The organism is Mycolicibacterium insubricum (genome assembly GCF_010731615.1).
Taxonomy (GTDB): Bacteria; Actinomycetota; Actinomycetes; order Mycobacteriales; family Mycobacteriaceae; genus Mycobacterium; species Mycobacterium insubricum.
The window spans coordinates 2,618,651-2,644,267 of sequence record NZ_AP022618.1; the positions used below are offsets into that span (position 1 = coordinate 2,618,651).

The window sequence follows — 25,617 nt, forward strand, 5'->3', positions numbered from 1 at the left end:
GGTGAATCGACGCGCCGAGGCCTGACCGTCGCCGCGGCCGGCGTCGAACGGAATCAGAGGATCAGCCGGTCCGCCCGGGTCCGTGCGCTCCAGCGGCCGTCGGCGTACCCGACCGCGATCGGATGGTCGAACGCCGCGGTCACCGTTTCGGTGCACAGCACCTCGCGTGCCGCGCCGACGGCCACCGTCTGGCCCTGCGAGATCAGCAGCGCGTGCGTCGTCGAGGTCGGTAGTTCCTCTAGATGGTGGGTGACCAGGATCGACGCCATCTCCGGATCGGCCTCCGAGAGCGCATCGATGGTCTCCAGCAGCTGCTCGCGGGCGGCCACGTCCAGTCCGGTGGTCGGCTCGTCCAGCAGCAGCAACCGGGGCGCGGCGATCAGCGCCCGGGCGATCAACGCGCGCCCCCGTTCCCCCTGAGACAGGGTGGGCCACAACGCATCTGCGCGCCGATTCAGCCCGACCAGGTCGATCATGGCGGCGGCCCGCGCGGACTCGTCGTCCGATGGCGACCAGCGCATCGGAAGGTCGATGGTGGCGGTGATTCCGGTCAGCACCACCTCCCGCACGCTGAGCGCGGTGTGCAACCGGTGGCGCGGGTTGACGTGACCGATGCCGTGGCGCAACCGGGCGAGGTCGGTGCGGCCCATCTGCTCTCCGAGGATGTGCACCGTCCCCGACGTCGGGAAGGTGACCGCCGCGCAGAACCCGAGCAGCGTCGACTTCCCGGCGCCGTTGGGCCCCAACAGCGCCCAGTGTTCACCCGCGCCGACGGTCAGCGAAATACCATCGATGATCTGCTTGCCGTCGCGCCGGAAGGTGACCTCGTCGAGGTGCAGGACCGGTGTCACGCCGAGCGGCTCCGCAGCACCTCCAGGGCGCGGTCGGCGTGGGTGTCCATGGACAGTTCGCTGGCGATGACATCCAGCACGCGGCGGTCGGTATCGATGACGAAGGTGGTCCGCTTGACCGGCATGAACTTGCCCAGCAGTCCGCGCTTGACGCCGAACGCGGTGGCCACCGCGCCGTCGGCATCCGAGAGCAGCGGGTAGTCGAAGCGCTCCTTGTCGGCGAACCGCGCCTGTTTGTCGACGGGATCGGTGCTGATACCGACGCGCTGACCGCCGGCGGCGGCGAACTCGGCGGCCAGATCCCGGAAGTGGCAGGCCTCCTTGGTGCACCCCGGCGTCATCGCGGCCGGATAGAAGAACAGCACCACCGGGCCGTCGGCGAGCAGTTCGGAGAGCCGTCGCGGGGCGCCGGTCTGATCGGGCAGGGTGAAATCATCGACGACGTCTCCAGGCTTCATGTGGATTCACGCTACTCCCGGCTGTGCCCGGATCGTGGGTGCCGGTCTGGGAGGATGATCGCGTGCAGTCCGATATCTCCGACATCACCAGCCGGGAGGAATTCCGGTCGCTGGCCGCGGTGCACCGGGTGGTCCCGGTCACCCGCAAGGTGCTCGCCGACAGCGAGACACCGCTGTCGGCCTACCGCAAGCTGGCCGCCAATCGCCCCGGCACGTTTCTCCTGGAGTCCGCGGAGAACGGCCGGTCCTGGTCGCGCTGGTCGTTCATCGGCGCGGGCGCACCGAGCGCGCTGAGTGTGCGCGACGGCTCGGCGGTGTGGCTGGGCGAGGCACCCGCCGGTGCCCCCACCGGCGGAGATCCGCTGACCGTGCTGCGCGATACCCTGGCGCTGCTGGAAACCGAACCGCTGCCGGACCTGCCGCCGCTGTCCGGCGGCATGGTCGGATTCTTTGCCTACGACCTGGTGCGACGGCTGGAACGGCTGCCCGAGCTCACCACCGACGATCTGGGGCTGCCGGATCTGCTGATGCTGCTGGCCACCGACCTGGCCGCCGTCGACCACCACGAGGGCACCATCACCCTGATCGCCAACGCGGTGAACTGGAACGGCACCGACGAACACGTAGACGCCGCCTACGACGACGCGGTCGCACGACTGGAGGTGATGACCGCCGCGCTCGGCGAGCCGCTCGGCTCCACCGTCGCCGGGTTCGGGCGCCCCGCCCCGACCCATCGCGGCCAGCGCACCGTCGCCGAGTACAGCGACATCGTCGCCAAGTTGGTCGGCGACATCGAGGCCGGCGAGGCCTTCCAGGTGGTGCCGTCGCAGCGCTTCGAGATGGACACCCCCGCCGATCCCATCGACGTCTACCGGATGCTGCGGGTCAGCAACCCCAGCCCGTACATGTACCTCATGCACGTGCCCGACGGATCCGGTGCGACGGCGTTCTCCATCGTCGGCTCCAGCCCGGAGGCGCTGGTCACCGTCAACGGCGGACGGGCCACCACCCACCCGATCGCCGGCACCCGGTGGCGCGGCGCCACCGAGGAGGAGGACCTGCTGCTGGAGAAGGACCTGCTGGCCGACGCCAAGGAACTCTCCGAGCACCTCATGCTGGTGGATCTGGGCCGCAACGACCTGGGCCGGGTGTGCGTGCCGGGCAGCGTGCGGGTGGAGGATTACAGCCACATCGAGCGCTACAGCCACGTCATGCACATCGTGTCGACGGTCACCGGTGACCTGGCGCCGGGCCGTACCGCACTGGACGCCGCCACCGCCTGCTTCCCGGCCGGCACCCTGTCCGGAGCGCCGAAGGTCCGCGCGATGGAGCTCATCGAGGAGGTCGAGCTCACCCGGCGCGGCCTCTACGGCGGCGTGATCGGCTACCTGGACTTCGCCGGCAACGCGGATTTCGCCATCGCGATCCGCACCGCGCTGATGCGCGACGGGAAGGCCTACGTGCAGGCCGGCGGCGGGGTCGTCGCCGACTCCGACGGCGAATACGAGTACAACGAGTCGGCGAACAAGGCGAAGGCCGTGCTGAACGCCATCGCGGCGGCCGAAACCCTGCACGCCCCGTCCGATGGCTGACGGTTCGGTGCGCAGCCTGCGGGTGGCCCAGCTGCTGCTGGTTGCGGCCGCCGCCGCGCTGTGGGGCGCCTCCCGGCTGACCTGGGTGACGGTCAGCACCGTCGCGGACCTGGGGGAGGCCAAGACCGTCCGCCTCGACGGCGCCACCTGGGCGGCGGCGCTGGTGCCGTTGGCGCTGGTCCTGCTGGCCACCGCGGTCGCCACGCTCGCTGTCCGGGGCGTGTTGCTGCGGGTGCTTGCGGTCCTGGTGGCGCTGACGGTCGCCGGTATCGGCTACCTGGGCATCAGCCAGTTCACCGGCGCCGACGTGACGCCGCGAGCCGCCGTGCTGGCCGATGTACCCGTCGCCTCCGTCGCCGAGGTCCAGCGCAGCCATCCCGCGGCGGTATTGCCCCTGCTGGCAGGGGTGGTCGGACTGGCCGCAGCGGTGCTGATGATGCGGGTCGCCCGGGGCACCGCGGGCACCGTCGGACGCTATGCCGCACCGGCCGCCCGGCGCGACGCCGCGGCCCGGCCGGGTGCGGCCGGTGGCGAGGTTTCCGAGCGCAGCCTCTGGGATGCGATCGACGAGGGCCACGATCCGACGGTGCTGCCCACCGACCCCGATTCCGGGGCCGAGGGCCGGTGAACCCCGTGGCGCCCGCGACGGCTACCCTTCAAGGAAATCCCACACAGCGAATGCGTACCGAAGGGAAACGTCAGCCATGAGTTCGGCGAGCGTCCTCGACTCCATCATCGATGGAGTCCGCGCCGACGTTGCCGCACGCCAAGCTGTGGTGAGCATGGCCGAGATCAAGGCCGCCGCCGAAGCCGCCCCGCCGCCGCTGGATGTGATGGCGGCACTGCGCCGGCCGGGGATCGGGGTCATCGCCGAGGTCAAGCGGGCCAGCCCGTCGCGCGGCCCGCTGGCCAACATTGCCGACCCCGCCGACCTGGCCCAGGCCTACCAGAACGGCGGCGCCCGCATCATCAGCGTGCTGACCGAGGAGCGACGGTTCCAGGGTTCGCTGGCCGACCTGGACGCCGTGCGCGCCGCGGTGTCGATCCCGGTCCTGCGCAAGGACTTCATCGTCGGGCCGTACCAGATCCATGAGGCCCGCGCGCACGGCGCCGACATGCTGCTGCTGATCGTCGCCGCCCTGGAGCAACCCGCGCTGGAGTCGATGCTGGACCGCACGGAATCCCTCGGGATGACCGCCCTGGTCGAGGTGCACACCGAAGAGGAGGCCGACCGGGCACTGCAGGCCGGTGCGTCGGTCATCGGGGTGAACGCCCGCGACCTGAAAACGCTGACCGTCGACCGTGACTGCTTCGGCAGGATCGCCCCGGGATTGCCCAGTGGGGTCATCCGGGTCGCCGAATCCGGTGTCCGTGGCACCGCCGATCTGCTGGCCTACGCCGGCGCGGGCGCCGACGCGGTGCTGGTCGGGGAGGGCCTGGTCACCAGTGGAGATCCCCGGAGCGCCGTCGCCGATCTGGTGACCGCGGGCGCCCACCCGTCGTGCCCGAAGCCGGTTCGCTGACCGACGATGGATAGCACCCCGGGTCTGCCGCCCGCCAGTACCGGCGTCGCCGAGCCGAGCCGCCACGAACCCGACGCCCGTGGGCATTTCGGTCCCTACGGCGGCAGGTTCGTCGCCGAGGCCCTGATGGCCGTCATCGAAGAGGTCACCGCCGCCTACGAGAAGGCGCGCACGGACCACAGCTTCCTCGCGGAACTGGACAGGCTGCAGGCGGAATACGCCGGCCGGCCGTCTCCGCTGTATGAGGCCCGCCGGTTGTCCGAGCACGCCGGCGGCGCCCGGATCTTCCTCAAGCGCGAGGACCTCAACCACACCGGTTCGCACAAGATCAACAACGTCCTCGGACAGGCGCTGCTGGCGCGGCAGATGGGCAAACGACGGATCATCGCCGAGACCGGCGCCGGACAGCACGGCGTGGCGACGGCCACCGCCTGCGCACTGCTCGGCCTGGAATGCGTGATCTACATGGGTGCGGTCGACACCGCCCGGCAGGCCCTCAACGTCGCCCGCATGCGGCTGCTCGGTGCCACCGTGGTGGCGGTGGAGTCGGGCTCAAAAACCTTGAAGGACGCCATCAATGAGGCGTTCCGCGACTGGGTGACCAACGCCGACGGCACCTACTACTGCTTCGGCACCGCCGCCGGACCGCACCCGTTCCCGATGATGGTGCGGGATTTTCAGCGGGTGATCGGGATGGAGTCCCGCGCGCAGATCATCGAACGGACCGGCGGCCTGCCGGACGCGGTGGTCGCCTGCATCGGCGGTGGCTCCAACGCCATCGGCGCATTCCACGCCTTCATCGACGACCCCTCGGTGCGGCTGGTGGGTTACGAAGCCGCCGGCGACGGGGTCGAGACCGGCCGGCATGCCGCAACTTTCACCGGCGGAACACCCGGTGCGTTTCAGGGCTCGTACTCCTACCTGTTGCAGGACGAGGACGGCCAGACCATCGAATCCCACTCCATTTCAGCGGGTTTGGACTATCCCGGCGTTGGTCCAGAGCACGCCTGGCTCAAGGACACCGGCCGGGCCGACTACCGGCCGATCACCGACATCGAGGCGATGGACGCCTTCGGGCTGCTATGCCGGACCGAGGGCATCATTCCCGCCATCGAGTCCGCGCACGCGGTTGCCGGGGCGCTGAAGCTGGGCGCCGACCTGGGCCCGGGTTCGGTGATCATCTGCAACCTGTCCGGTCGCGGCGACAAAGATGTGGCGACCGCCGCGCAGTGGTTCGGCCTGATCGACGACGGAGGCACCGCGTGAGCGGCTCGCAGGCCGGCCGGCTCGGCCCGATCTTCTCGGCTTGCCGGGAGCAAGACCGAGCGGCGCTGATCGGTTACCTGCCGACCGGGTACCCCGACGTCCCGACGTCCTTCGACGCCATGGTCGCACTGGTCGAATCCGGTTGCGACATAGTCGAAGTCGGCGTCGCCTACTCCGATCCGGGGATGGACGGTCCGACCATCGCGGCGGCGACCGACCTGGCGTTGCAGCGCGGCGTGCGGGTGGCCGACGCCCTGCGCGCGGTCGAGGCCGTCAGTGCCGCCGGCGGCTCGGCGGTGGTGATGACGTACTGGAATCTGGTGCTGCACTACGGCGTCGACGCGTTCGCGCGTGACCTGGCCGCCGCCGGTGGGCTGGGCATGATCACCCCCGACCTGATCCCGGACGAGGCCGACGACTGGCTGGTCGCCTCCGAGCAGCACGACCTGGACCGGATCTTCCTGGTGGCTCCGTCGTCGACCCCGGAACGGCTGGCGATGACCGTGCGGCACTGCCGGGGTTTCGTCTACGCGGCGTCGACCATGGGCGTCACCGGCGCCCGTGACGCGGTCTCGGATGCGGCGCCGGAACTGGTGGCCCGGGTCCGGCAGGTGTCCGATATTCCCGTCGGTGTCGGTCTGGGGGTGCGCTCCGGAGCGCAGGCCGCTGCGATCGGGAGCTACGCCGACGGCGTCATCGTCGGCTCGGCGCTGGTATCGACGTTGGGTGACGACGGCGTTCCGGCGCTGCGTGCACTGACTGCAGAACTCGCCGCCGGAGTGCGGCAGAGGGGATAGGGACCTCTGTGACCACGACGTTGTTGGCGGCCTTTCCGAGTCCACCGCGGGGAGTCTGGTACCTGGGCCCGGTGCCGCTGCGCGCCTACGCGCTTTTCATCATCGCCGGCATCATCGCCGCCCTGGTCATCGGTGATCGACGCTGGGTGGCCCGCGGCGGCGAGCCCGGCGTCATCTACGACATCGCGCTGTGGGCCGTGCCGTTCGGCCTGATCGGCGGTCGGCTCTACCACGTCATGACCGACTGGCGGCTGTACTTCGGCGCCAACGGCAAGGGACTGCTCGCCGCACTGCAGATCTGGGAGGGCGGCCTGGGCATCTGGGGTGCGGTCGCACTCGGTGCCGTCGGCGCGTGGATTGCGTGCCGACGCCGCGGAATCCCGTTGCCCGCCTTCGGGGATGCGATCGCACCCGGAATCATCCTGGCGCAGGCGATCGGCCGGCTCGGCAATTACTTCAACCAGGAGCTCTACGGGCGGCCGACGGACCTTCCGTGGGGCATGGAGATCTTCGACCGGGGAGCCGGCTGTGGCAATGACCAACCGCTCAACGGGGTTTCGACCGGTGAGGTATGCAGCGTCGTCCAGCCGACCTTTCTCTACGAACTGCTGTGGAACCTGCTCGTCTTCGTTGCGCTGATCGTCATCGACCGGCGCTACCGGATCGGCCACGGCCGGCTGTTTGCGCTGTACGTCGCAGGCTACTGCGTGGGCCGGTTCGGGGTGGAGTTGCTGCGCGCCGACCCGGCGCTCACCCAGTTCGACGGCATCCGGATCAACTCGTTCACCTCGACCTTCGTGTTCATCGGGGCGGTGGTGTACTTCATCCTCGCGCCCAAGGGCCGGGAGGATCCGGCGACGCTCTCCGGCGACGAGCCGGTGGAGTCCCTGGCCGACGAGGTGCGGGACTTCGCCGACGAATTCCGCGACGACGTCGTCGCCGCTGCGGCAGGCACGGGTCTGGGCGCTGCAGTCCTGGCCGCAGACGATGCCGAGGACGCCGAAGCCGCCGACGAGGCCGAGTCCGCGGAGGATGCCGAGGCTGCCGAAAAGGCGGCGGGCGAGGGGATTCCCGAGGGTCAGGTGTCGGTCGAGGCGATCGAGGCCGGCGTCGATCCCGCGGCCCAGATGGTCGCCGATATCCCCGAAGGTGAAGCGGCCGCGGACGAAAGCCTCGACGACGACACCCTGGGAGACGACACCCTGGGCGACGAGGCCGGCGGGGCCGAGACTCTGGTGATCGAAACCGTCGTGACCGAAACGGTCGTGGTGGAGGCCGTCGTGGTGGACACGACCGGCGATGAGCCGGAGCCCGAGCCCGATACGGTTGCCGCCGACGCCGAGCTCGCCGTCGCCGAGGTTTCCGCGCCCGATGTCGTGGTGGTCACCGAGGATGAGCTCAGCGGCGCCGACGCCGACGCGGATCTGGAACCCGACGAGGATTCAGGTGAGGACATCGACCCGCTGGACGAGGCCGAGCGGGAAGACCTGGCCGGTGAGTCCGAGCCGGTCGCGACCGCCGCGTCCTCACAGCAGGCCGAGGACACCGCACGCGAGGGTCCTGATTCCGAGGACGCGGACGAGGTCACGGACGAGGTCGACGACGCCGAGATCGACATCGACGTGGCGGCCGTCGCGTCGGAGGAACCCGAGCCGGCCGAGCCCGAGGAGGGTGAGCCCGAGCAGGACGAGCCGGAGCAGGTCGAGGCCGATCAGGACGAGGTCGACGATGACGTCGATCTGCTGGACGAGGCCGACCGCGAGGATCTCGACGACGAGGACGAGCTGGCCGCTCTGGCCGAGGCGCCGGAAAAGGCCGCCGAGCCCGAGACCGAGCCTTCTGCTGACGAACCGAAGCGCGCGGCCGAGGAGCCGGAAACCGTCACCGACGAGCCCGAGCCCGTCGCCGACGAGGCGGCGCCGGCTGACGCCGAGGCCGCCGAACAGCCCGCACGGCGCCGCTGGTTCCGTCGCGGCCGACGGGACTAACCTGGTCCGATGACCAGCCCGCGCACCCGTGCCATCCGGGCCCGTGCGTGGACGATCGCCGGAACCGCCGCGGTAGCCGCCGGAGCGCTGGCCTATACCGGGCTGGTCGATCCGCATCGGACCGGATCGCTGTTTCCGCCGTGCCCGCTGTACACGCTCACGGGCTGGTACTGCCCGGCCTGTGGTGGATTGCGGATGACCCACGATGTGCTGCACGGCGATTTGGCCGCCGCGGTGACCGACAACGTCGTCGCACTGGTGGGTATCCCGCTGCTCGCCCTGTGGCTGCTGGTGCGGCGGCGCCGGGGCAAGCCGGTCGTCGACGCGACCGTGATCATCGTCACGTGCGTGGTGTTCATCGGGTGGGGTGTCCTGCGGAATCTGCCCGGATTTCCGCTGCAGCCGACCCTGCTCGCGCGGTGATGAGCGCCGCCTTTCTTGATCGGTCGAGAAGGTCGCCGTACGCGACTATGCTCGCCTCGTGACCAGACGCGCCAAGATCGTTTGTACGCTCGGCCCCGCCGTCGGCTCCGCGGAGAAAGTCCGGGCACTGGTCGATGCCGGGATGGATGTCGCCCGGCTGAACTTCAGTCACGGCGACTATGACGACCACCGGTCCTACTACGATTGGGTGCGGTCGGCCTCGGACGCCAGCGGCCACGCCGTCGGGTTACTCGCCGACCTGCAGGGGCCCAAGATCCGCCTCGGCCGCTTCGCCGACGGGCCCACCGTCTGGGCCACCGGCGAGACCGTCCGGATCACCGTCGAGGACTGCCCCGGCAACCACGACCGGGTTTCCACCACCTACAAGCACCTGGCGGCCGACGTCGAAGCCGGCGACCGCCTGCTCGTCGACGACGGCAAGGTGGCCCTGGTCGTCGAGCACGTGGACGGCAACGACGTGGTCTGCGAGGTCACCGAGGGCGGGCCGGTCAGCAACAACAAGGGACTGTCCCTGCCCGGGGTGAACGTATCCGCTCCGGCGTTGTCCGAGAAGGACATCGAGGATCTGGAGTTCGCCCTGCGCCTCGGCGTGGACATGGTGGCGCTGTCGTTCGTGCGGTCCCCGGCCGATGTCGAGTTGGTCCACGAGGTGATGGACCGGGTGGGCCGCCGGGTTCCGGTGATCGCCAAGCTGGAGAAGCCCGAGGCGGTCGACAACCTGGAGGCGATCGTGTTGGCGTTCGACGCCATCATGGTCGCCCGCGGCGATCTCGGTGTCGAGCTGCCCCTGGAGGAGGTGCCGCTGGTGCAGAAGCGGGCCATTCAGATGGCCCGGGAGAACGCCAAGCCCGTCATCGTCGCCACCCAGATGCTGGAATCGATGATCGAGAACTCCCGCCCGACTCGCGCCGAGGCATCCGACGTCGCCAACGCCGTCCTCGACGGCGCCGATGCGGTGATGCTGTCGGGCGAGACCTCGGTGGGCATCCACCCGTTCGAGGCCGTGCGCACCATGGCGCGCATCATCGGCGCCATCGGCGACGACGGGTGCTGCGCGCCGCCGCTGACGCACATGCCGCGCACCAAACGCGGTGTCATCTCCTATGCCGCCCGCGAAATCGGCGAACGCCTGGAGGCCAAGGCGCTGGTTGCGTTCACCGAGTCCGGCGACACGGTCAAGCGGCTGGCCCGATTGCACAGTCCGCTGCCGCTGCTTGCCTTTACCGCCATCCCCGCGGTCCGCTCGCAACTGGCGCTGACCTGGGGTACCGAGACGTTCATCGTCGGCAGGATGGAGAGCACCGACGAGATGATCTGCGAGGTCGACAAGGCGCTGCTCGGCCTGGCCCGTTACCGTCGCGGTGATCTGGTGGTTATTGTCGCTGGGACACCCCCGGGCACCACCGGGTCCACCAACATGATCCACGTGCACCGGATCGGCGAAGACGACCACTGAAGAAACGGGGACGGGCTGTGCCGCAGCGCGATTTCGACGAGCTGTTGGCGGTACTCGACCTCCGCGACGGCGGTAATGACGTCTACTTCGGAACGCATCCGAGCAAGAACCCGATCCGCACCTTCGGCGGACAGATGATGGCCCAGGCGTTTGTCGCGGCTTCGCGATCGCTGCCTCGGTATCTGCCGCCCAGCGCCCTGACCATGCATTTCATCGCCGGCGGCGACCCCACCCAGGATCTGGAACTGCGGGTGGTCAGGCTGCGCGACGAGCGGCGGTTCGCCAACCGCCGCGTCGACGTCGTGCAGAACGATCAGCTGCTGGCGACCGGCCTGGTCGCCTACCTGGCCGGCGGGGCGGGCCTGGAGCACGGCGTGGACGCTCCCGACGTGGAACCCCCGCACGACCTGCCGACCATCGACGAACTTCTGATCGGCTACGAGACGACGGTTCCGTTGTTCGTCGAGGCGCTCAAGCCGATCGAGTGGCGCTACACCAACGACCCGGCCTGGGTGATGCGGGCCAAGGGGGAACAGCTGCCGCACAACCGGGTCTGGATGAAGACCATGGGCGTGATGCCCGACGATCCGGTGCTGCACAACGCCGCCCTGGTCTATTCCTCGGACACCACGGTGCTGGACTCGATCATCACCACCCACGGTCTGTCCTGGGGCCACGACCGGATCTTCGCCGCGACGATCAACCACTCGGTGTGGTTCCACCGGCCGGTCCGGTTCGACGAGTGGGTCCTCTACTCCACCTCTTCGCCGGTGGCCGCCGAGTCCCGGGGCATGGGCACCGGGCACTTCTTCGACCTGGCGGGCCGGGCCCTGGCCACCGTCGTCCAGGAGGGCCTGGTCAAGTACTTCCCGGTCAAGTAGCGGTTGGGTTTTCAGTAAGCCGGCCGCGCTGATGCATCCCAAATCGGGATGCACAATGGCAGGCTGGTTCCCGACCCGGCTGCTCGGCAGGACCATCGGTGTTCTGTCCGCTGAACAGGAGCGGCAGTTGGCCGTCTCCGTCGCTCTGGCCTACGACCTGGATGTCCGGCTGTTCTCGGAGTAGTCCGGGGCGGCCTGGGGCGCCGCCGTGATCACCAGCCGCGTGCATTCGAGAGCCCGGTCGTCATCGAGGTGGTGGGTGGCCACGACGACGGTGCGGTCGGCGCCGAACAACCCGTCCGGGGTCAGCAGACCCCGCAGCAGGGGTGCGGCGGCGTCGCGGTCGAGATGCTCGGTCGGCTCGTCGAGCAGCAGCACCGGGGCCGTCGAACACAGCGCGCGGGCCAGCAGTAGCCGCCGCCGTTGACCCGCCGACACCGACGCCGCGCCGCCCTCCAGGACCGTGTCCAGCCCATCGGGCAGACCGGCCAACCAGTCGGCCAACCCCACCCGGTCCAGCGCGCCGCACAGTTCGTCGTCGCCCGCATCGCCGCGAACCACCAGCAGATTGTCTCGCACCGTCGTCGCGAACAGATGCGCGTCCTCAGCGAAATAGCCGATACGGCAACGTAATTGCTCATCCGAGAGCCCGTGCAACGGCACTCCGCCGAGGCGCACGGTGCCGCCCAGCGGCGGGATCAACCCGGCCAGGGTCAGCAGCAGTGCGGTCTTGCCGGCACCGCTGGGCCCGGTGATGGCCAGCCGGTCCCCGGCCTCGATCCGCAACGAGCCGGCGAACCCGGGGGGGGTGAATCCCGCTGGGCGCCCGGCGCCGGGCCTCGTGCTCGCGGAACTACACCGCTCGCCGAACCCGGCGCAGAGATCTTCGGCCGCCAGCGCCGTCCCGACGGGGTCGGGTCCCAGGCCGAGTGCGGGAGCATCGAGGATGTGCGGATCTCCGGTGAGTTCCAGCAGCCGTCGCGCGGCGATACCGGCGCGGGTCAGCGACGTCGCCGCATCCGGCAGGGCCGCCGTCGCCTCGAACGACGACAGCGGCAACAGCATCAGGACCGCCAGCATCGGGGCGGAGGTCTGGTCGGCCAGCCCGATGCCGATGACCGCCGCAGCCAGCACCGCCGCACCCACCGCCAGCGTCTCGACAGCCGACGCGGCCGCCGCCGGGCGAGCCGTCGCATCGAGTGCGGCGCCCCAGCGCCGCTGCCTCTCGCGAGCGTCGTCGATCAACGCCGGCAGCCGCCGGGCGACCCGTAACTCCGGACCGTGCGCCAGGGCCAGCATGGCGGCGACATCACGCTCGGCATGCTCGGCGCGGGCCAGTTCCTCGGCCCCGGCCGCCGCCCGGGCCGACAGCCACGGCGCCACCACCCCGGCGACCAGCAGGCAAAGCGCCAGCACCCCGGCAGCCGCCGGCGAGATCACCGCGATCACCCCAACCGCGGCGACCGAGAGCACCGCGGCAACGGCGATCGGCAGCACCGCCCGCACCAGCACATCGGCGAGTTCGTCGACGTCGCTGCCGACCCGGCCGGCCAGCTCGCCGCCGGGAATCGCGACCGCCACCGGCTCGGTGCCGCGGGCCAGCAGCCGATAGGTCTGCACCCGGGCGGTACCGGCGGCGTGCAACGCCTCGTCGTGGCTGACCAGGCGCTCGCAGTAGTGCAGTACTCCTCGGGAGATCCCGAATGCTCGCACTGCCACGACCGCGACCGACAGATCCAGCACCGGCGGCATCTGAGCGGCCCGGGTGATAAGCCAGGCCGCCGTCGCCGCCAGCGCCAGGGCGCTGCCCAGCGACGCGGCCCCCAGCGCGGTGGCGGCCAGCAGCCGCGGCAATCGCGGGCGCAGCAGCGCCATCGCCCGCCACAACGGATCAGACCCGGACATCACTGCTCACCTCGATGACGTGGTCGGCGCGCTCCAGAATGCGGCGATGATGGCCGACGATCACCACGGTCGCACCCGCGCGGGCCCGAGCCACCAGCGCGTCGAGTACCCGATCGGCGGTATCGGGATCCAGGTGCGCGGTGGGCTCGTCGAGCAGCAGCAGCGGAACGGGCGCGCCGAGGGTGCGGGCCAGGCCCAGACGCTGCCGCTGGCCCAGCGACAGCCCCACCCCGTCGCGGCCCAGCACGGTAGCCGCACCCTCGGGCAACTCGGCGAGAACCGAATCGAAACCGGCTGCCGCGCAGGCGGAATCAACATCCTCAAGGGGACCGAACAGGTTCAGGTTCTCCAGGACCGTACCCGGGATCAGCACCGGGCGCTGCGGCAGCCAGGACAGTTGGGCCCACCACTGCGACAGGTCCAGTTCGGTGATCTGCACTCCGGAGACCCGCACCGAGCCGGCATCCGGTGCGGTCAGACCGGCGAGCACCGTCAGTGCCGTGGATTTCCCCGCGCCGTTGGGACCGGTCAGCACGGTGACCGCACCCGGCGCGATGTCCCCGGACAGATTCGCCGGCGCGAACCCGTCGCGACCGGCGACGCAGAGTGCCGCCAGCTCGATCGTCGCCCCGGACGCCGACACTCGGGCGCCCCCCGGCGGCGTGGCCGCGGGGCCGGCGGCGAGCAGGGCGAAGGCCGCGTCGGCCGCGGTCTTGCCGTCCTGGGCGGCGTGGAACTGGACGCCGACCCGGCGTAACGGCCAGAACACGTCCGGGGCCAGCAGCAGCACGGTCAGCCCGGCCGTCAGCCCCATCTCGCCGTACACCAGCCGCATGCCGACGCTCACGGCCACCACGGCCACCCCCAGGGTGGCAACCAGCTCGAGCACCAGGGTGGACAGGAACGCGATGCGCAGCGTGGCCAGGGCCGAACGGCGGTGTACCGCACCGAGTTCGGCGATACGCCGTTCGGGTCCGGAGGCCCTCCCGAGAGCACGCAGTGTAGGGATCCCGGCGATGAGATCCAGCATCCGGGCCCGCAGCGTCGTCATCGCCGCCAGTGCGGCAGCCGAGCGGTCCCGGGTGGCCAGCCCGATCAGCACCATGAACACCGGGATCAGCCACAACATGGCCGCCACGATCAGCGCCGCGGTGCTGTCGAACACGAACATCACCGCCAGTGCGGCCGGGGTCAGGATTGCCGCCTGCACCAGCGACGGCAGGTAGTTGGTGAAGTACGGCCGCAGCCCGTCGAGCCCGTCGAGAAGCACGGTCGCGGCACTGTCGCGTACCGCGCCCAGTCGCCGGGGGTCGCGGGCGGTCACCGATTGCAGGACGCGAGTGGACAATTCGCCGATGGCGGCGGTGGCGCCGCGCTGGGACAGCCGGGCCTGCGCCCATTGCGCAACGCCTCGTAGCACCCAGACGCCGGCCAGGCCGGCCAGCGCGGGCGCCCAGTGCGCCACTGTGCGCGAGGCCGGATCGGTGATCACCCCGGCGACGATCGCCGCCGTCAGCACCGAGGCGGCCAGCGTCGCGACGCTGACGGTCACCCCGGCGACGGCGTCGGCGACCAGGAACCGGCGGACCGCGGCGGAGACCCGCCACAGTCTGGGGTCGACGGGACCGCGACCGCTCAGCGCGCTACCTCGGCAACCCGGACGGCGCCGGGATCCGGTCGGCCGAAATACGCTGCCGGAACACCCAATACGTCCACGCCTGATAGCAGAGCACCAGGGGTGTGACGACCGCCGCCGCCCACGTCATGATCTTGAGCGTGTACGGGTTCGACGACGCGTTGTAGATCGTCAGGTTCCAGTCCTCGTTGAGGGTGGACGGCACCAGGTTCGGGTAGAGGTCGCCGAACAGCATGACGATGACCAGCACAACCGTCGCCGTCGTCGCCAGGAATGCCCAGCCGTCGCGGTGGCCCTGATGCAGCAGCGACACCGCGGTCAGCAACGTCACCACCGCGGCACCGAATACCATCCAGGTCCAGGTCTTGCCGTGCGCCGACTCGGTCCACAGGCCGAACCCGCCGACGGTCACCACAGCGGGGATCGAGATCAGCCGGGCGGCCGCCAGTGCGTTGTCCCGCACCGAGCCGGTGGTCTTCAGCGCGATGAACGCGGCGCCGTGCAGCAGGAACAGTGCGCAGGTCGCCAGGCCGCCGAGCAGAGTGTAGGCGTTGATCACGTCGGTGAAGGCCAGGTCGTGTACCTGCTGGTCGGCGGCCACCGGCAGGCCCTGGACCAGGATGGCGAAGGCGGCACCCCAGAGGATGGCCGGCAGCCAGGAGCCCGCGGCGATGCCGAAGTCGGCCCAGCGGCGCCACTGCGGGTCGTCGATCTTGCCGCGCCACTCGATGGCCACCACCCGCAGGATCATGCCGAACAGGATGACCAGCAGCGGCAGGTACAGCGCGGAGAAGACGGTGGCGTACCAGCCCGGGAACGCGGCGAACATGGCGCCGCCGGCGGTGATCAGCCAGACCTCGTTGCCGTCCCACACCGGTCCGATGGTGTTCAGGACTGCGCGGCGGTGCTGTTCGGGATCCTCACCGGCGCGGCCGCCGAGCCGGCCCAGGGGTTCCATCAGCATGCCGACGCCGAAGTCGAAGCCCTCCAGGATGAAGAAGCCCAGGAAGAGCACGGTGACGATGATGAACCAGAGTTCTTGCAGTGCCATCGGTCAACTCCTTCCTAGTACGCGAACGACAGTGGGGCGACGTCGTCGTCGGCCGGTGGGGTCGGTGGCGCGGGTTCGCAGTCGTGTTCCTGCGGACCGGTGACGATGTAGCGGCGCAGCAGATAGAACCAGAACACCGCCAGCACCGCGTAGATGGCGGTGAACGTCACCAGCGACACCCACACCATGGCGGCGGAATGGTTGGAGACGCCCTGGGCGACGGTCAGGTGGATGTCCGGGTCACCGGTCGGGTTGGGCGCCACCACCCAGGGCTGGCGGCCCATCTCGGTGAACACCCAGCCGGCAGAGCTCGCCAGGAACGGGGTGGGCAGGGTGATCAGCGCAAACTTGGACAGCCACGGCTGATCCGGGATCCGACGGCGCCGGGTCAGCCACAGCGTGGTCAGGGCGAACAGGACCGGGAACGCCATGAAGCCGATCATGGCCCGGAACGACCAATAGGTGACGAACAGATTCGGCCGGTAGTTGCCGGGTCCGTACTTGTCGACCGCGGCGTTCTGCAGGTCCTCGACGCCGTGCAGGGTCACCCCGGAGAACTTGCCCTCCGCCAAAAACGGCAGCACGAACGGCACCTCGATGGCCCGGGTGATGCTGTCGCAGTTGTTGTGGGTACCCACGGTCAGCACCGAGAACTTGGGGTCGGTTTCGGTGTGGCACAGCGATTCCGCCGACGCCATCTTCATCGGCTGCTGAACGAACATCAGCTTGCCCTGTACATCGCCGGTGCCGATCAGCCCGACGGCCGCGACCAGCGCAATCCAGCAGCCGAGGACGGTTGCGGGCCGGAACATGGACCTCGCGTCGCGGGCCGCGGTGGCGTCGTCGTCGCTGCCGGCGGCGCGCTTGCCGCGGATCATCCACCAGGCGCTGACCGCGGCGACGAAGGTGGCGGCGGTCAGCAGCGACGCCATCACGGCGTGCAGGAACGCCCAGATCGCGGTGTTGTTGGTGAACAGGTCGACGATGCTGTACAGCTCCGCGCGGCCTACTCCCGGAGCTCCGCCGTCGGGGTTGTAGCCGGCGCCGACCGGATGCTGCATGAAGGAGTTGGCGGCGATGATGAAGAACGCCGACGCGTTGACGGCGAACGCGACGATCCAGATGCAGGCCAGGTGTACGGTGCGGGGGAGTCGGCTCCAGCCGAAGATCCACAGCCCGATGAAGGTGGATTCGAAAAAGAAGGCGACCAGGCCCTCCATCGCCAGCGGGGCGCCGAAGATGTCGCCGACGAACCGGGAGTACTCGCTCCAGTTCATGCCGAACTGGAACTCCTGGACGATGCCGGTGGCCACACCGATGGCGAAGTTGATCAGGAACAGCTTGCCGAAGAAGCGGGTCAGCCGGTACCACTCGGTGCGCCCGGTCACCACCCAGATGGTCTGCATGACCGCGATCAGCGGTGCGAGTCCGATGGTCAGCGGGACGAAGATGAAGTGGTAGACGGTGGTGATGCCGAACTGCCACCGCGAGACGTCCAGAGCGTTCATGTGCGCCTTCCCGGAACCGATGATCTGACTACGACGCAGTGTAGTACTACGCGCTGTGGGGCGAGAACCTGCGACTGTCAGTGTGCGGCAAACCGCGCGGCTCGGCCCTGGGAATCGAGGGCAAAAAAACAAGCCGCCGCCCACCGGAGTGGGCGACGGCCTGAGGGGTTCGTTGCGGTTAGACCGGGGACTTGCTGGCTTCCTTGCGCAGCGAGAGCGCGGCGCCGATCTCGAAGGCGCCGAGCACGATCAGCCACCAGCCGACGACCAGGGTGAGGAGTGCGATGGTGCCGAACGGCGAGGCCAGCATGACCATGCCGGCCAGCACGGTGATGATGCCGAAGAAGATCGCCCAGCCGCGGCCCGGCATCGCCTTGTCGCTGACGGCGGTGCCGGTGGTGGCCACACCGCGGAAGATGAAGCCGATGCCGATCCAGATGGACAGCAGCATCACGGCGGTCAGGCCGCCGTCGCCGTCGGTGCGGGAGGTGAAGTCGAAGCTCCTCAGCGCCATGAAGCCCAGCACGATGCTGGCCGCGCCGCTGATGAACATCAACACCCGGCTACCGGCCCCGGCGTCCAGCGCGAATGCGAAGACGATCTGGGCGATACCGCTGATGAACAGGTAGATACCGAAGAGTAGGGCGACGACGAACACCGTCGTCCCCGGCCGGTACAGGATGAGGGCGCCGAGAATGATCGCCAGAAGACCGGAGATCAGCGAGGATTTCCACAGGGGGGCAACCAACGCGGGGACGATGGAGCCGCTGTTCTGGGTGCTTGTAGTCATCTGCGCATCTTGACACGCCCGGTTGACTTTCGAGTGACTAGGACCCGGATCGTTAGCCTCCGGTAACCAAAACCGCACCCGACCCGCAGCATTGGTGCACTATTCGCACGAGCGCACGCCATAGGCTGAGGCACATGCCCGAACCGCCTGAACTGGTCGCGGGCGGCCCCGGCGTCACTCCGGCTCCGCCGGCACTCGCTGCGCTCGCACCAACTCCGCCTGTGCTCGCCGAACCGCCTGAACTGGTCGCGGGCGGCCCCGGCGTCACTCCGGCTCCGCCGGCACTCGCTGCGCTCGCACCAACTCCGCCTGTGCTCGCCGAACCGCCTGAACTGGTCGCGGGCGGCCCCGGCGTCACTCCGGCTCCGCCGGCACTCGCTGCGCTCGCACCAACTCCGCCTGTGCTCGCCGAACCGCCCGGCGCCGCTCGGCTGCCGGATCCGACGACACCGCTGTGGCGCGCCGCGCAGGTGTTTCGGCTGCTCAGCTACATCTATGCGGGCGGGTTCCAGCTGGCCGTCAACCACGACTTCACCCGGCCCCGGTTGGGTTTGGCGCTCTTCGCGGTTTTGTCGGTGTGGACCGCGGCGTGTGCGCTGGCCTATCTGCGCGGTTTCGGCCGGCGACCGGCCTGGGTGATCGCCGAACTGGTGGTCGCGATCCTTCTGCTGTTGTCGACGTGGGCGGTGGCTTCCCCGGAGTGGGTGGCGGCAAACCAGAGCTGGCCGACCACGCTGTGGCTGACCAACGCCACGGTGTCCGCGGCAATCCTGTGGGGGCCCGTGGGCGGGGTGCTGGTCGCCGTCGCGGTGATGGCCTGCTACGCAGTGGAAAAAGGCGGTGTCGACTACAACGTCGGGCACAGCGCCGGGGTGATCATCGAGCTCGCCGTCGGCCTGGCCGTCGGCCTCGCCGCCCGCACGGCCCGACGGGTACAGACCGAGCTGGACCGGGCAGCCCGGCTGACCGCGGCCGCCGAGGAACGGGAACGGCTGGCGCGGCAGATGCACGACGGTGTCATCCAGGTGCTGGCCCTGGTGTCCCGCCGGGGACGGGAAATCGGCGGCCCGGCGGCCGAACTGGCGGATCTGGCCGCCGAGCAGGAACGCGCCCTGCGGCGCTTCATGACGACTGCCCCGGCCGAATCGCCGGCCACAGAACTGGATCTGTGCGCGCTGTTGAACCGCGCCGCCGGTGACGGTGTGGTGCTCAGCATGCCCGGGACCGAGGTGTTGCTGCCCGCGGAGGTGGCACGCGAGTTGTCCGCAGCCGTGCGCAACGCGCTGGACAACGTCGTCCGCCACGCCGGGCCGGACGCCAAAGCGTATGTGCTGGTTGAGGATCTGGACACCGAGGTGACCGTGACGGTGCGCGACGACGGCGTCGGCATTCCCGCGGGTCGGCTCGAACAGGCCCGCGCCGAGGGCCGGATGGGGGTCGACAAGTCCATCGTCGGCCGGCTCGCGGCGCTGTCGGGAACCGCGACGCTGCACAGCGATGCCGACGGGACCGAATGGGAACTGACCGTACCGAGGGAGCAACCATGGTGAGCGATCCCCAGACCGAGACGACGGTGATGGTCGTCGACGACCACCCGATCTGGCGCGACGCGGTCGCCCGCGATCTGGCCGACGAAGGCTTTTCGGTGGTCGCCACCGCCGACGGGGTGGCGTCCGCGCGCCGACGCGCCGCGGTGGTGTTCCCCGATGTGGTGGTGATGGACATGCAGCTGTCCGACGGCGACGGCGTCAAGGCCACCGCTGAGGTGCTCGAGGTCTCCCCGAAGAGCCGGATCCTGGTGCTGTCGGCGTCCGGTGAGCGCGACGACGTGCTGCAGGCGGTAAAGGCCGGTGCCACCGGCTATCTGGTCAAGAGCGCATCGAAAACCGAACTGGCCGAAGCGGTTCGAGCCACCGCTGCCGGCCGCGCGGTGTTCACCCCCGGGCTGGCCGGCTTGATGCTGGGGGAGTACCGACGACTGTCGCGGCACGTGAAGGACGGTGGCCCCACGCTCTCCGAACGCGAAACCGAAGTGCTGCGCTACGTGGCAAAGGGACTGACCGCCAAGCAGATCGCCGCCAAGCTGACGCTGAGCCACCGGACCGTGGAAAACCACGTGCAGGCAACCTTTCGGAAACTGCAGGTGTCGAATCGGGTGGAAGCAACGCGGTACGCCATCGAGCACGGCCTGGACAAGCAACCGTAGGACTACCTAGAAGCCCTCGGGCGAGGATGGATAAATGGACGAAAATCCGCACGCCGTACTGACCCAGCTGTCCGAGGACTTCACCGCGATGTCGGCGCAGATGGCGACCATGGCCGGACGCCTGAGCACCCTCGATCGGCTGCTTGCCGATGCGGCGCTGGACCCCGGTGCCGCCGAATCTGCCGCAGCGCCGGCGCCGGAACCGGCCGCAGATCAGGCGCCGGAGCCGACCCCGCCGTCCCAACGGGCCGCGGCGGCGTTCGTCGCACCGGACGGCCCGGCGCGCGAGGTCCCGTCGTACGCCGCGGCGCCGCAGCCGATGTACGCACCGCAGTACGTGCCGTCGGCCCCGCCGCAGTGGTACCCCAACTCCGCGGCCTATTACCCCGGTGTCTATCCCGGTCCGCCGCAGTACCCCGCTGCGCCGCAGTACCCGGCGGCCGGTCCGGCACCCGCAATGCCGATCCCGGTCCGGGTGCCGCCGCAGAATCTCGTACCGCCGCAGTACCGGATGCCGCCGCAAACCCCGGCCACCGCGCCCAAGGGGGAATCGGGCACCGGCTGGATCGGCAAGCTGCTCGCCGTGGCCGGCGTCGCGGTGACCCTGGTCGGCGTGGTGCTGCTGCTGGTGCTGGCCGCCCAGGCAGGCATCCTGCGCCCGGAGATCCGGGTGGCCGGCGGCGTCGCACTCGCCGCCGGCCTGGTCGGCACCGGGTGGTGGCTGATCCGGCGTCCCGGTGGCCGTATCGGTGCCGTCGCACTCGCCGCGACCGGTATCGCCGCCGGATATCTCGACGTCGTCGCGACGGTTGCCATCTACCACTGGCTTCCGCCGGTGGCCGGTCTCGTCGCCGCGTTCGTTGTGACCGGCGCCGGACTCGTGCTGGCCCGACTCTGGGACTCCGAGGCCCTGAGCCTGCTGGTCCTCATTCCGCTGGCACTGTTGGCCCCGGTGGTCACCGACGGATTCGGGTTGCTGCTGGTCACCTTCTTGCTGATGGCCTCGGCCGCCACCCTGCTGGTGCAACTGGGCAAGGATTGGAACTGGCTGTTCGTCACCCGCACCGCGATCGTCGCCATCCCGACGCTGGTGGCCCTGGTCGCCGCGTCCTGGAACGCAAACCACGACGGTTCCGCGTTGGGCCTGGCGGCCGGCATCGGTGCGGTGCTGGCCATCGCCGGGGCGCTGGTGGTTCTGAGTAGCACCAGCCAGCGGCTGCTGATCGCCCTGTGCGGCGTCCTGGGCGTGCTGCCCGTGCTGGCGTCCCCGATCGCCGCCGACCGGATGGTCACCGTCCCGACGCTGACTGTGATCGCCGCGGCGCTGCTCGGGATCGTTCTTATTGCCCGCCGGTTGCCCGGCGTGGACGGGATCGTCGCGCAGATCTGGGCGGGGCTGTCCGCCGGAACCGCGCTGGTCGCGGCGGTGGTGGCGTTCAGCGGCCCGGTGCGGGCGGCGACGCTGCTGGTGCTGGCCCTGACGGTGGCGATCGCCGGGCGCAGCAGTGCCCTGGCCCGGTGGATCTCGGCGACCTTCACGACGGTCGGCGGGATGTTGTACCTGGTGGCCGCACCCCCGACACACCTGTTCACCGGCACCGCTGTACCCGTGGGATCGGCGGCCGCGACGCTGGGGTGCAGCGTGCTGCTCGTCGCGGTGACCGTGGTACTGCTGCGCACCGCGCCGCGCGGCGGCGACCTCGACGAGACCGTCTTCGGCTTGCTGCTCAGCGTGGCAGCGGTGGTGGTGCTCTATGCGACCACCATGTTCATGGTCACCGCGGGCGTGCTGATCGGTGGCGTCGACGGCGGGTTCCTCGGCGGGCAGATGGCCGCGACGATCTGCTGGGTACTGATGGCCGCGGCCCTGTTCGCGCTTGCGCTGCGCACCCGGCAGGGCACCCGGACCGCGCTGATCGCCGGCGGATTGACGCTGACCGCCGCGGCGATGGCCAAGCTGTTCCTGTTCGACCTGGGCACCCTCAGCGGCATCTTCCGGGTCGCGGTGTTCATCGTCGCGGGACTGCTGCTGCTGGCCATGGGTGCCGGCTACGCGCGCAGCCTGGCCCGCCAGGACGCCGCACGCCCGCAGCCGTGAACGCGCGACCCAGGGAGACGGATTCGCGAGGTAATACTGCAGTGTGTTCCCGGTCAATTACCATGATCGGGTGGCGCAACCAGTAGATCTTCTGCACCATCCCGTCGTGACCGCTGCTATCGGTACCGGCGCGTACGCCTGGGATGGAGCTTCCCTTGCGTACCGGCTGGCGACCAGGGTGCCGGTTTTCGGCTCTCAACTGGAGAGCAGCACCAATGCCCTGTCGCGCCGGGGTGAGGACGCCGTGGCGTCGGGCATTAGCTCGATCCGTCCGCTGGCCACCGCGATCGCCATTCAGGTGGTCCAGCAGACGCTCGCGGAGATGGATCTGACCAAGATGGTCCGCGACCAGGTCGACATCAATGCTCTGGTCAACACCATCAACATCGACGCGATCATCGACCGGATCGACCTGATCGGGCTGGCGAACTCGGTCATCGACGGCGTTGACCTGCCGAAAATCATCCGCGACTCGACCATGTCGGTGACCACCGGCGCCATCGGCAACGTGCGGGCCACCGGCGAGCGGGCGGATGCCATGGTGTCCGGGATCGTCAACCGCGTCCTCGGCCGCAGCGATTCCTCCGAGCCCGCCGAAGTCGCCGATTGATGACGGCCGCGCAGTCCGGCACCATCCGGACGGCAGGCATCGTGAGCCGGTTGGCTGCGGCCGCTATCGACGTGATCCTCGTCGGGGTGCTGCTTTCCGCACTGTATGTGGCCTGGGTGTTTCTGCGTCTGGGCTTCTCACCGTGGGAGTTTCGGTTCCCGGCGCCGTCGGTGGTCTTCTCCACCCTCGGGTTCCTCGGCGTGGCGCTGCTCTACCTCGCCTGCCTCTGGGGGCTGTCGGGCCGGACAGTGGGCGCGGCGCTGATGGGGGTGAAGGTCGTCGCGGCCGACGGGTCCCGGCTCAAACCGCTGCCGGCGTTGCTGCGCGCGGTGGCGTGCGTGATCTTACCGGTCGGGTTGGTCTGGGTGGCCGTCGATGCCGATCGGCGATCGGCCCAGGACCTGCTACTGCGCACCCGGGTGGTGTACGCGGACTGACAGAGGCGGCCGGATCGACGAGCGACGGGAGTGCCCCGCGGTGAATACTGATTGGCGAACCATCCAGGTGGTGCCGGCGCCCAAACACGGCAACGTCGAGGTGTTCGAACGGACCGGGGAGATGCCCGGCGAGTACACGTCGACCTCGCTGTTGCGGCTATTCGGGGTGCTGCTGCAGCAACACGCGAAAACCGGTGAAACCCGGATCGTGCTGGCCGCCGCCGACGACCACGGGCGAATCACCGAACTGATTCCGGGAGTGTCCAAGCGGCGCTTCGTCGGCGTGATGTGGGACGGCGGGACCATGGACCCCGATTCGTTGCTGGCCCGGAGCCTGGACGCCTGGGCGGAGTGGGGCATCGTGCCCGACGACCCGCCGACCGGGCGCGGGTGATGATGGGTGTGTCTGCTTCAAACGAGAGCAAGGGAGCTCGCTGTGGCGGCAAGTGTGGGCGCTCGGCGCTGGATCGGATTGATAGCGGTTGCGCTCGGAGTGGCGCTGATCGTGGTGGACACCACGATCGTGAATGTCATCACGCCCTCGGTGATCGACGACCTCGGCATCGACTCAACTCAGGCCCAGTGGATTCAGGAGGGCTACACGATCATCTTCGCGGCGCTGCTCCTCCTCACCGGTCGCCTGAGCGACCTCTGGGGCGCGAAGAAGCTGTTCCTCTCCGGCGTGATCTTTTTCGGGATCACCAGCGTTCTTGCGGGACTCGCACGGAATGGCGATGTGCTCATCGCCGCGCGGTTCCTCCAGGGCATCGGCGCTGCAGCCGTGCTGCCGACATCGCTGGCGCTGCTGAACCACATGTTCACGGGCAAGGCACGAGGGCAGGCATTCGCAGTCTGGGGCAGCACGATCGGTGCTGCTACAGCGCTCGGTCCGGTGCTAGGCGGATGGCTCTCCGAATACTCCACCTGGCGCTGGGCGTTCGGACTGAACGTGCCGCTGGTCATCGTTATCCTCGTCATCGGTGCGCTCTTCCTCACCGAGTCGGTGAAGTCCACCGGAGGCGTCGACCTATTCGGCGCGATTCTCTCCATTCTCGGCCTCGGCCTGGCCGCCTTCGGCCTGGTCGAAGGACGCACCTACGGATGGCTGACATCCAGGGAAGCCCTCGAATTCTTCGGGGCGAAGTGGGACTCGGGATTGTCTCCCGCTTTCGTCGCGCTGGTGCTGGCTGTCCTCCTGCTGGCCGTGTTCGTATGGCGGCAGGTTCTGATCAGCCGCGGGCACCACAAACATGCTCCGCTCATGGACACGAAGCTTTTCTCGATCAGTTCGTTCCGCAACGGTAACTTCGCCACGATCATCATCGGCTTGGGTGAGTTCGGCATCATCGCCGTCCTGCCACTCTGGCTGCAGTTCACCCTCGACTACACCGCTCTCGAAGCAGGAGCGACGCTTGTCGCCATTGCGGTCGGCAGTTTCGTTGCCAGCGGCTTCAGCTTCCCACTCACCGCCACCGGCAAAGTGACTGCACTCGACCTCGTCCGCGCGGGCCTCGTGCTCGAAGTCGTTGGTCTTACGGCGCTGGGCCTGGTTGCATTGCGTACCGATGCGAACTGGTGGTTCATCGCCATCGCCCTGTTCCTCTACGGCATCGGCGTGGGGTTGGCGACCGCGCAGGTCACCAACGTCGTCCTCGCAGAAATCCCGGAGAATAAGGGAGGACAGGGTTCCGGTATCCAGAGCACCTTCCGCCAGCTCGGCTCCGCGCTCGGCATCGCCGTGCTCACGACGGTCTTTTTCTCCACCCTCGCCGACAAGCTCCACGACTTGCTCCTGGACAAGGGATACTCTGCGGCCGACGCGGTTGACTTCAGCGAAGGAGTCACCAAGAGCGCCGGCCACGCGATCGCCTCGCTCGCGGAGAACCCCGCAACGGTCGCGGTCGCAGAGGCCGGCCGCGATGCGATGACTCACGCCCTCGCATTCGGTTCATTCCTCGCCGCCGGATTTCTCGTTGTCGGGGTGATTGCCACCGTGTCCATCCCAAACCGTCGCGAGGCTGGTGAGGGCACGACCGACGCGCGGGCTCCGATCGCTGGACAGGGTTCGTAGGCGGTCATACCACCACCTGCCCCGGTGGGGTAGCGCTCGCCTCGGCCAA

24 protein-coding genes are annotated in these 25,617 nt (G+C 69.4%); 17 read left to right on the forward strand and 7 right to left on the reverse strand.

Annotation, left to right across the window (positions count from 1 at the left end; translation table 11 throughout):
• Nucleotides 1-53: 53 nt before the first annotated feature.
• A complete protein-coding gene (locus G6N16_RS12490; RefSeq protein WP_083030238.1) occupies nt 54-851 on the reverse strand; it encodes an ABC transporter ATP-binding protein in 798 nt (265 codons plus the stop codon).
• Complete coding sequence (locus G6N16_RS12495) at nt 848-1,309, reverse strand: peroxiredoxin (protein WP_083030239.1); 462 nt, start codon at nt 1,307-1,309, stop codon at nt 848-850. Before G6N16_RS12495 ends, G6N16_RS12490 begins: the two co-directional genes overlap by 4 nt.
• 38 nt (nt 1,310-1,347) lie before the next feature.
• Between G6N16_RS12495 and G6N16_RS12500 the strand changes: the two genes are divergently transcribed.
• The 10 genes from G6N16_RS12500 to G6N16_RS21970 all read left to right on the forward strand — a co-directional run bounded on the left by G6N16_RS12500 (nt 1,348) and on the right by G6N16_RS21970 (nt 11,440).
• On the forward strand, nt 1,348-2,901 hold the full coding sequence (locus G6N16_RS12500) for an anthranilate synthase component I (RefSeq protein WP_234805789.1): 1,554 nt from the start codon (nt 1,348-1,350) through the stop codon (nt 2,899-2,901).
• Nucleotides 2,894-3,529, forward strand: coding sequence for a TIGR02234 family membrane protein (locus G6N16_RS12505; RefSeq protein WP_083030240.1), 636 nt, complete (start codon nt 2,894-2,896; stop codon nt 3,527-3,529). Before G6N16_RS12500 ends, G6N16_RS12505 begins: the two co-directional genes overlap by 8 nt.
• Nucleotides 3,530-3,605: 76 nt before the next feature.
• The gene (trpC, locus tag G6N16_RS12510; RefSeq protein WP_083030241.1) at nt 3,606-4,424 is read left to right on the forward strand and encodes an indole-3-glycerol phosphate synthase TrpC; all 819 of its coding nucleotides are present in this window, start codon (nt 3,606-3,608) and stop codon (nt 4,422-4,424) included.
• A 6-nt stretch (nt 4,425-4,430) separates the two neighbouring features.
• Nucleotides 4,431-5,690, forward strand: a complete 1,260-nt coding sequence (gene trpB / locus G6N16_RS12515) for a tryptophan synthase subunit beta (protein WP_083030242.1) — start codon at nt 4,431-4,433, stop codon at nt 5,688-5,690.
• Nucleotides 5,687-6,487 carry a tryptophan synthase subunit alpha gene (gene trpA, locus G6N16_RS12520; protein ID WP_083030243.1) on the forward strand — a complete coding sequence of 267 codons (801 nt, stop codon included), beginning with the start codon at nt 5,687-5,689 and terminating at the stop codon, nt 6,485-6,487. Before trpB ends, trpA begins: the two co-directional genes overlap by 4 nt.
• A gap of 8 nt (nt 6,488-6,495) precedes the next feature.
• On the forward strand, nt 6,496-8,475 hold the full coding sequence (lgt, locus tag G6N16_RS12525) for a prolipoprotein diacylglyceryl transferase (RefSeq protein WP_083030244.1): 1,980 nt from the start codon (nt 6,496-6,498) through the stop codon (nt 8,473-8,475).
• A gap of 9 nt (nt 8,476-8,484) precedes the next feature.
• On the forward strand, nt 8,485-8,898 hold the full coding sequence (locus G6N16_RS12530; protein ID WP_083030245.1) for a DUF2752 domain-containing protein: 414 nt from the start codon (nt 8,485-8,487) through the stop codon (nt 8,896-8,898).
• A 58-nt stretch (nt 8,899-8,956) separates the two neighbouring features.
• Nucleotides 8,957-10,375, forward strand: a complete 1,419-nt coding sequence (gene pyk, locus G6N16_RS12535; protein ID WP_083030246.1) for a pyruvate kinase — start codon at nt 8,957-8,959, stop codon at nt 10,373-10,375.
• 17 nt (nt 10,376-10,392) lie between these two features.
• Complete coding sequence (locus G6N16_RS12540) at nt 10,393-11,256, forward strand: acyl-CoA thioesterase (protein WP_083030247.1); 864 nt, start codon at nt 10,393-10,395, stop codon at nt 11,254-11,256.
• A gap of 55 nt (nt 11,257-11,311) precedes the next feature.
• The gene (locus G6N16_RS21970) at nt 11,312-11,440 is read left to right on the forward strand and encodes a hypothetical protein (RefSeq protein WP_268948352.1); all 129 of its coding nucleotides are present in this window, start codon (nt 11,312-11,314) and stop codon (nt 11,438-11,440) included.
• Here the strand turns inward: G6N16_RS21970 and cydC are convergent.
• From cydC to G6N16_RS12565, 5 genes are all read right to left on the reverse strand, one after another.
• The gene (gene cydC / locus G6N16_RS12545; RefSeq protein ID WP_083030248.1) at nt 11,407-13,161 is read right to left on the reverse strand and encodes a thiol reductant ABC exporter subunit CydC; all 1,755 of its coding nucleotides are present in this window, start codon (nt 13,159-13,161) and stop codon (nt 11,407-11,409) included. The two genes, G6N16_RS21970 and cydC, sit on opposite strands and share 34 nt — an antisense overlap.
• A complete protein-coding gene (gene cydD / locus G6N16_RS12550) occupies nt 13,148-14,770 on the reverse strand; it encodes a thiol reductant ABC exporter subunit CydD (protein WP_179961255.1) in 1,623 nt (540 codons plus the stop codon). The genes cydC and cydD overlap by 14 nt, the downstream gene beginning before the upstream one ends.
• A gap of 34 nt (nt 14,771-14,804) precedes the next feature.
• Nucleotides 14,805-15,848, reverse strand: coding sequence for a cytochrome d ubiquinol oxidase subunit II (gene cydB / locus G6N16_RS12555; protein WP_083030250.1), 1,044 nt, complete (start codon nt 15,846-15,848; stop codon nt 14,805-14,807).
• 14 nt (nt 15,849-15,862) lie between these two features.
• On the reverse strand, nt 15,863-17,356 hold the full coding sequence (locus G6N16_RS12560) for a cytochrome ubiquinol oxidase subunit I (protein WP_083030251.1): 1,494 nt from the start codon (nt 17,354-17,356) through the stop codon (nt 15,863-15,865).
• A gap of 178 nt (nt 17,357-17,534) precedes the next feature.
• Complete coding sequence (locus G6N16_RS12565; protein WP_083030252.1) at nt 17,535-18,146, reverse strand: HdeD family acid-resistance protein; 612 nt, start codon at nt 18,144-18,146, stop codon at nt 17,535-17,537.
• 401 nt (nt 18,147-18,547) lie between these two features.
• Here G6N16_RS12565 and macS point away from each other — a divergent pair, with 401 nt between their 5' ends.
• Genes macS through G6N16_RS12600 form a run of 7 tightly spaced genes read left to right on the forward strand, consistent with a single transcriptional unit; the run spans nt 18,548 to nt 25,568 of the window.
• Nucleotides 18,548-19,696, forward strand: a complete 1,149-nt coding sequence (macS, locus tag G6N16_RS12570) for a MacS family sensor histidine kinase (protein ID WP_163787867.1) — start codon at nt 18,548-18,550, stop codon at nt 19,694-19,696.
• On the forward strand, nt 19,660-20,352 hold the full coding sequence (locus G6N16_RS12575; protein ID WP_083030254.1) for a response regulator: 693 nt from the start codon (nt 19,660-19,662) through the stop codon (nt 20,350-20,352). The genes macS and G6N16_RS12575 overlap by 37 nt, the downstream gene beginning before the upstream one ends.
• A gap of 34 nt (nt 20,353-20,386) precedes the next feature.
• Complete coding sequence (locus G6N16_RS12580; RefSeq protein ID WP_083030255.1) at nt 20,387-22,450, forward strand: DUF2339 domain-containing protein; 2,064 nt, start codon at nt 20,387-20,389, stop codon at nt 22,448-22,450.
• Nucleotides 22,451-22,493: 43 nt separating this feature from the next.
• A complete protein-coding gene (locus G6N16_RS12585; RefSeq protein ID WP_234805790.1) occupies nt 22,494-23,060 on the forward strand; it encodes a hypothetical protein in 567 nt (188 codons plus the stop codon).
• A complete protein-coding gene (locus G6N16_RS12590; RefSeq protein ID WP_083030256.1) occupies nt 23,060-23,497 on the forward strand; it encodes an RDD family protein in 438 nt (145 codons plus the stop codon). Before G6N16_RS12585 ends, G6N16_RS12590 begins: the two co-directional genes overlap by 1 nt.
• Before the next feature lie 40 nt (nt 23,498-23,537).
• The gene (locus G6N16_RS12595) at nt 23,538-23,891 is read left to right on the forward strand and encodes a hypothetical protein (RefSeq protein WP_133052912.1); all 354 of its coding nucleotides are present in this window, start codon (nt 23,538-23,540) and stop codon (nt 23,889-23,891) included.
• Between the two features lie 42 nt (nt 23,892-23,933).
• Nucleotides 23,934-25,568, forward strand: coding sequence for an MFS transporter (locus tag G6N16_RS12600; RefSeq protein WP_083030258.1), 1,635 nt, complete (start codon nt 23,934-23,936; stop codon nt 25,566-25,568).
• The last annotated feature ends 49 nt before the right edge of the window (nt 25,569-25,617 follow it).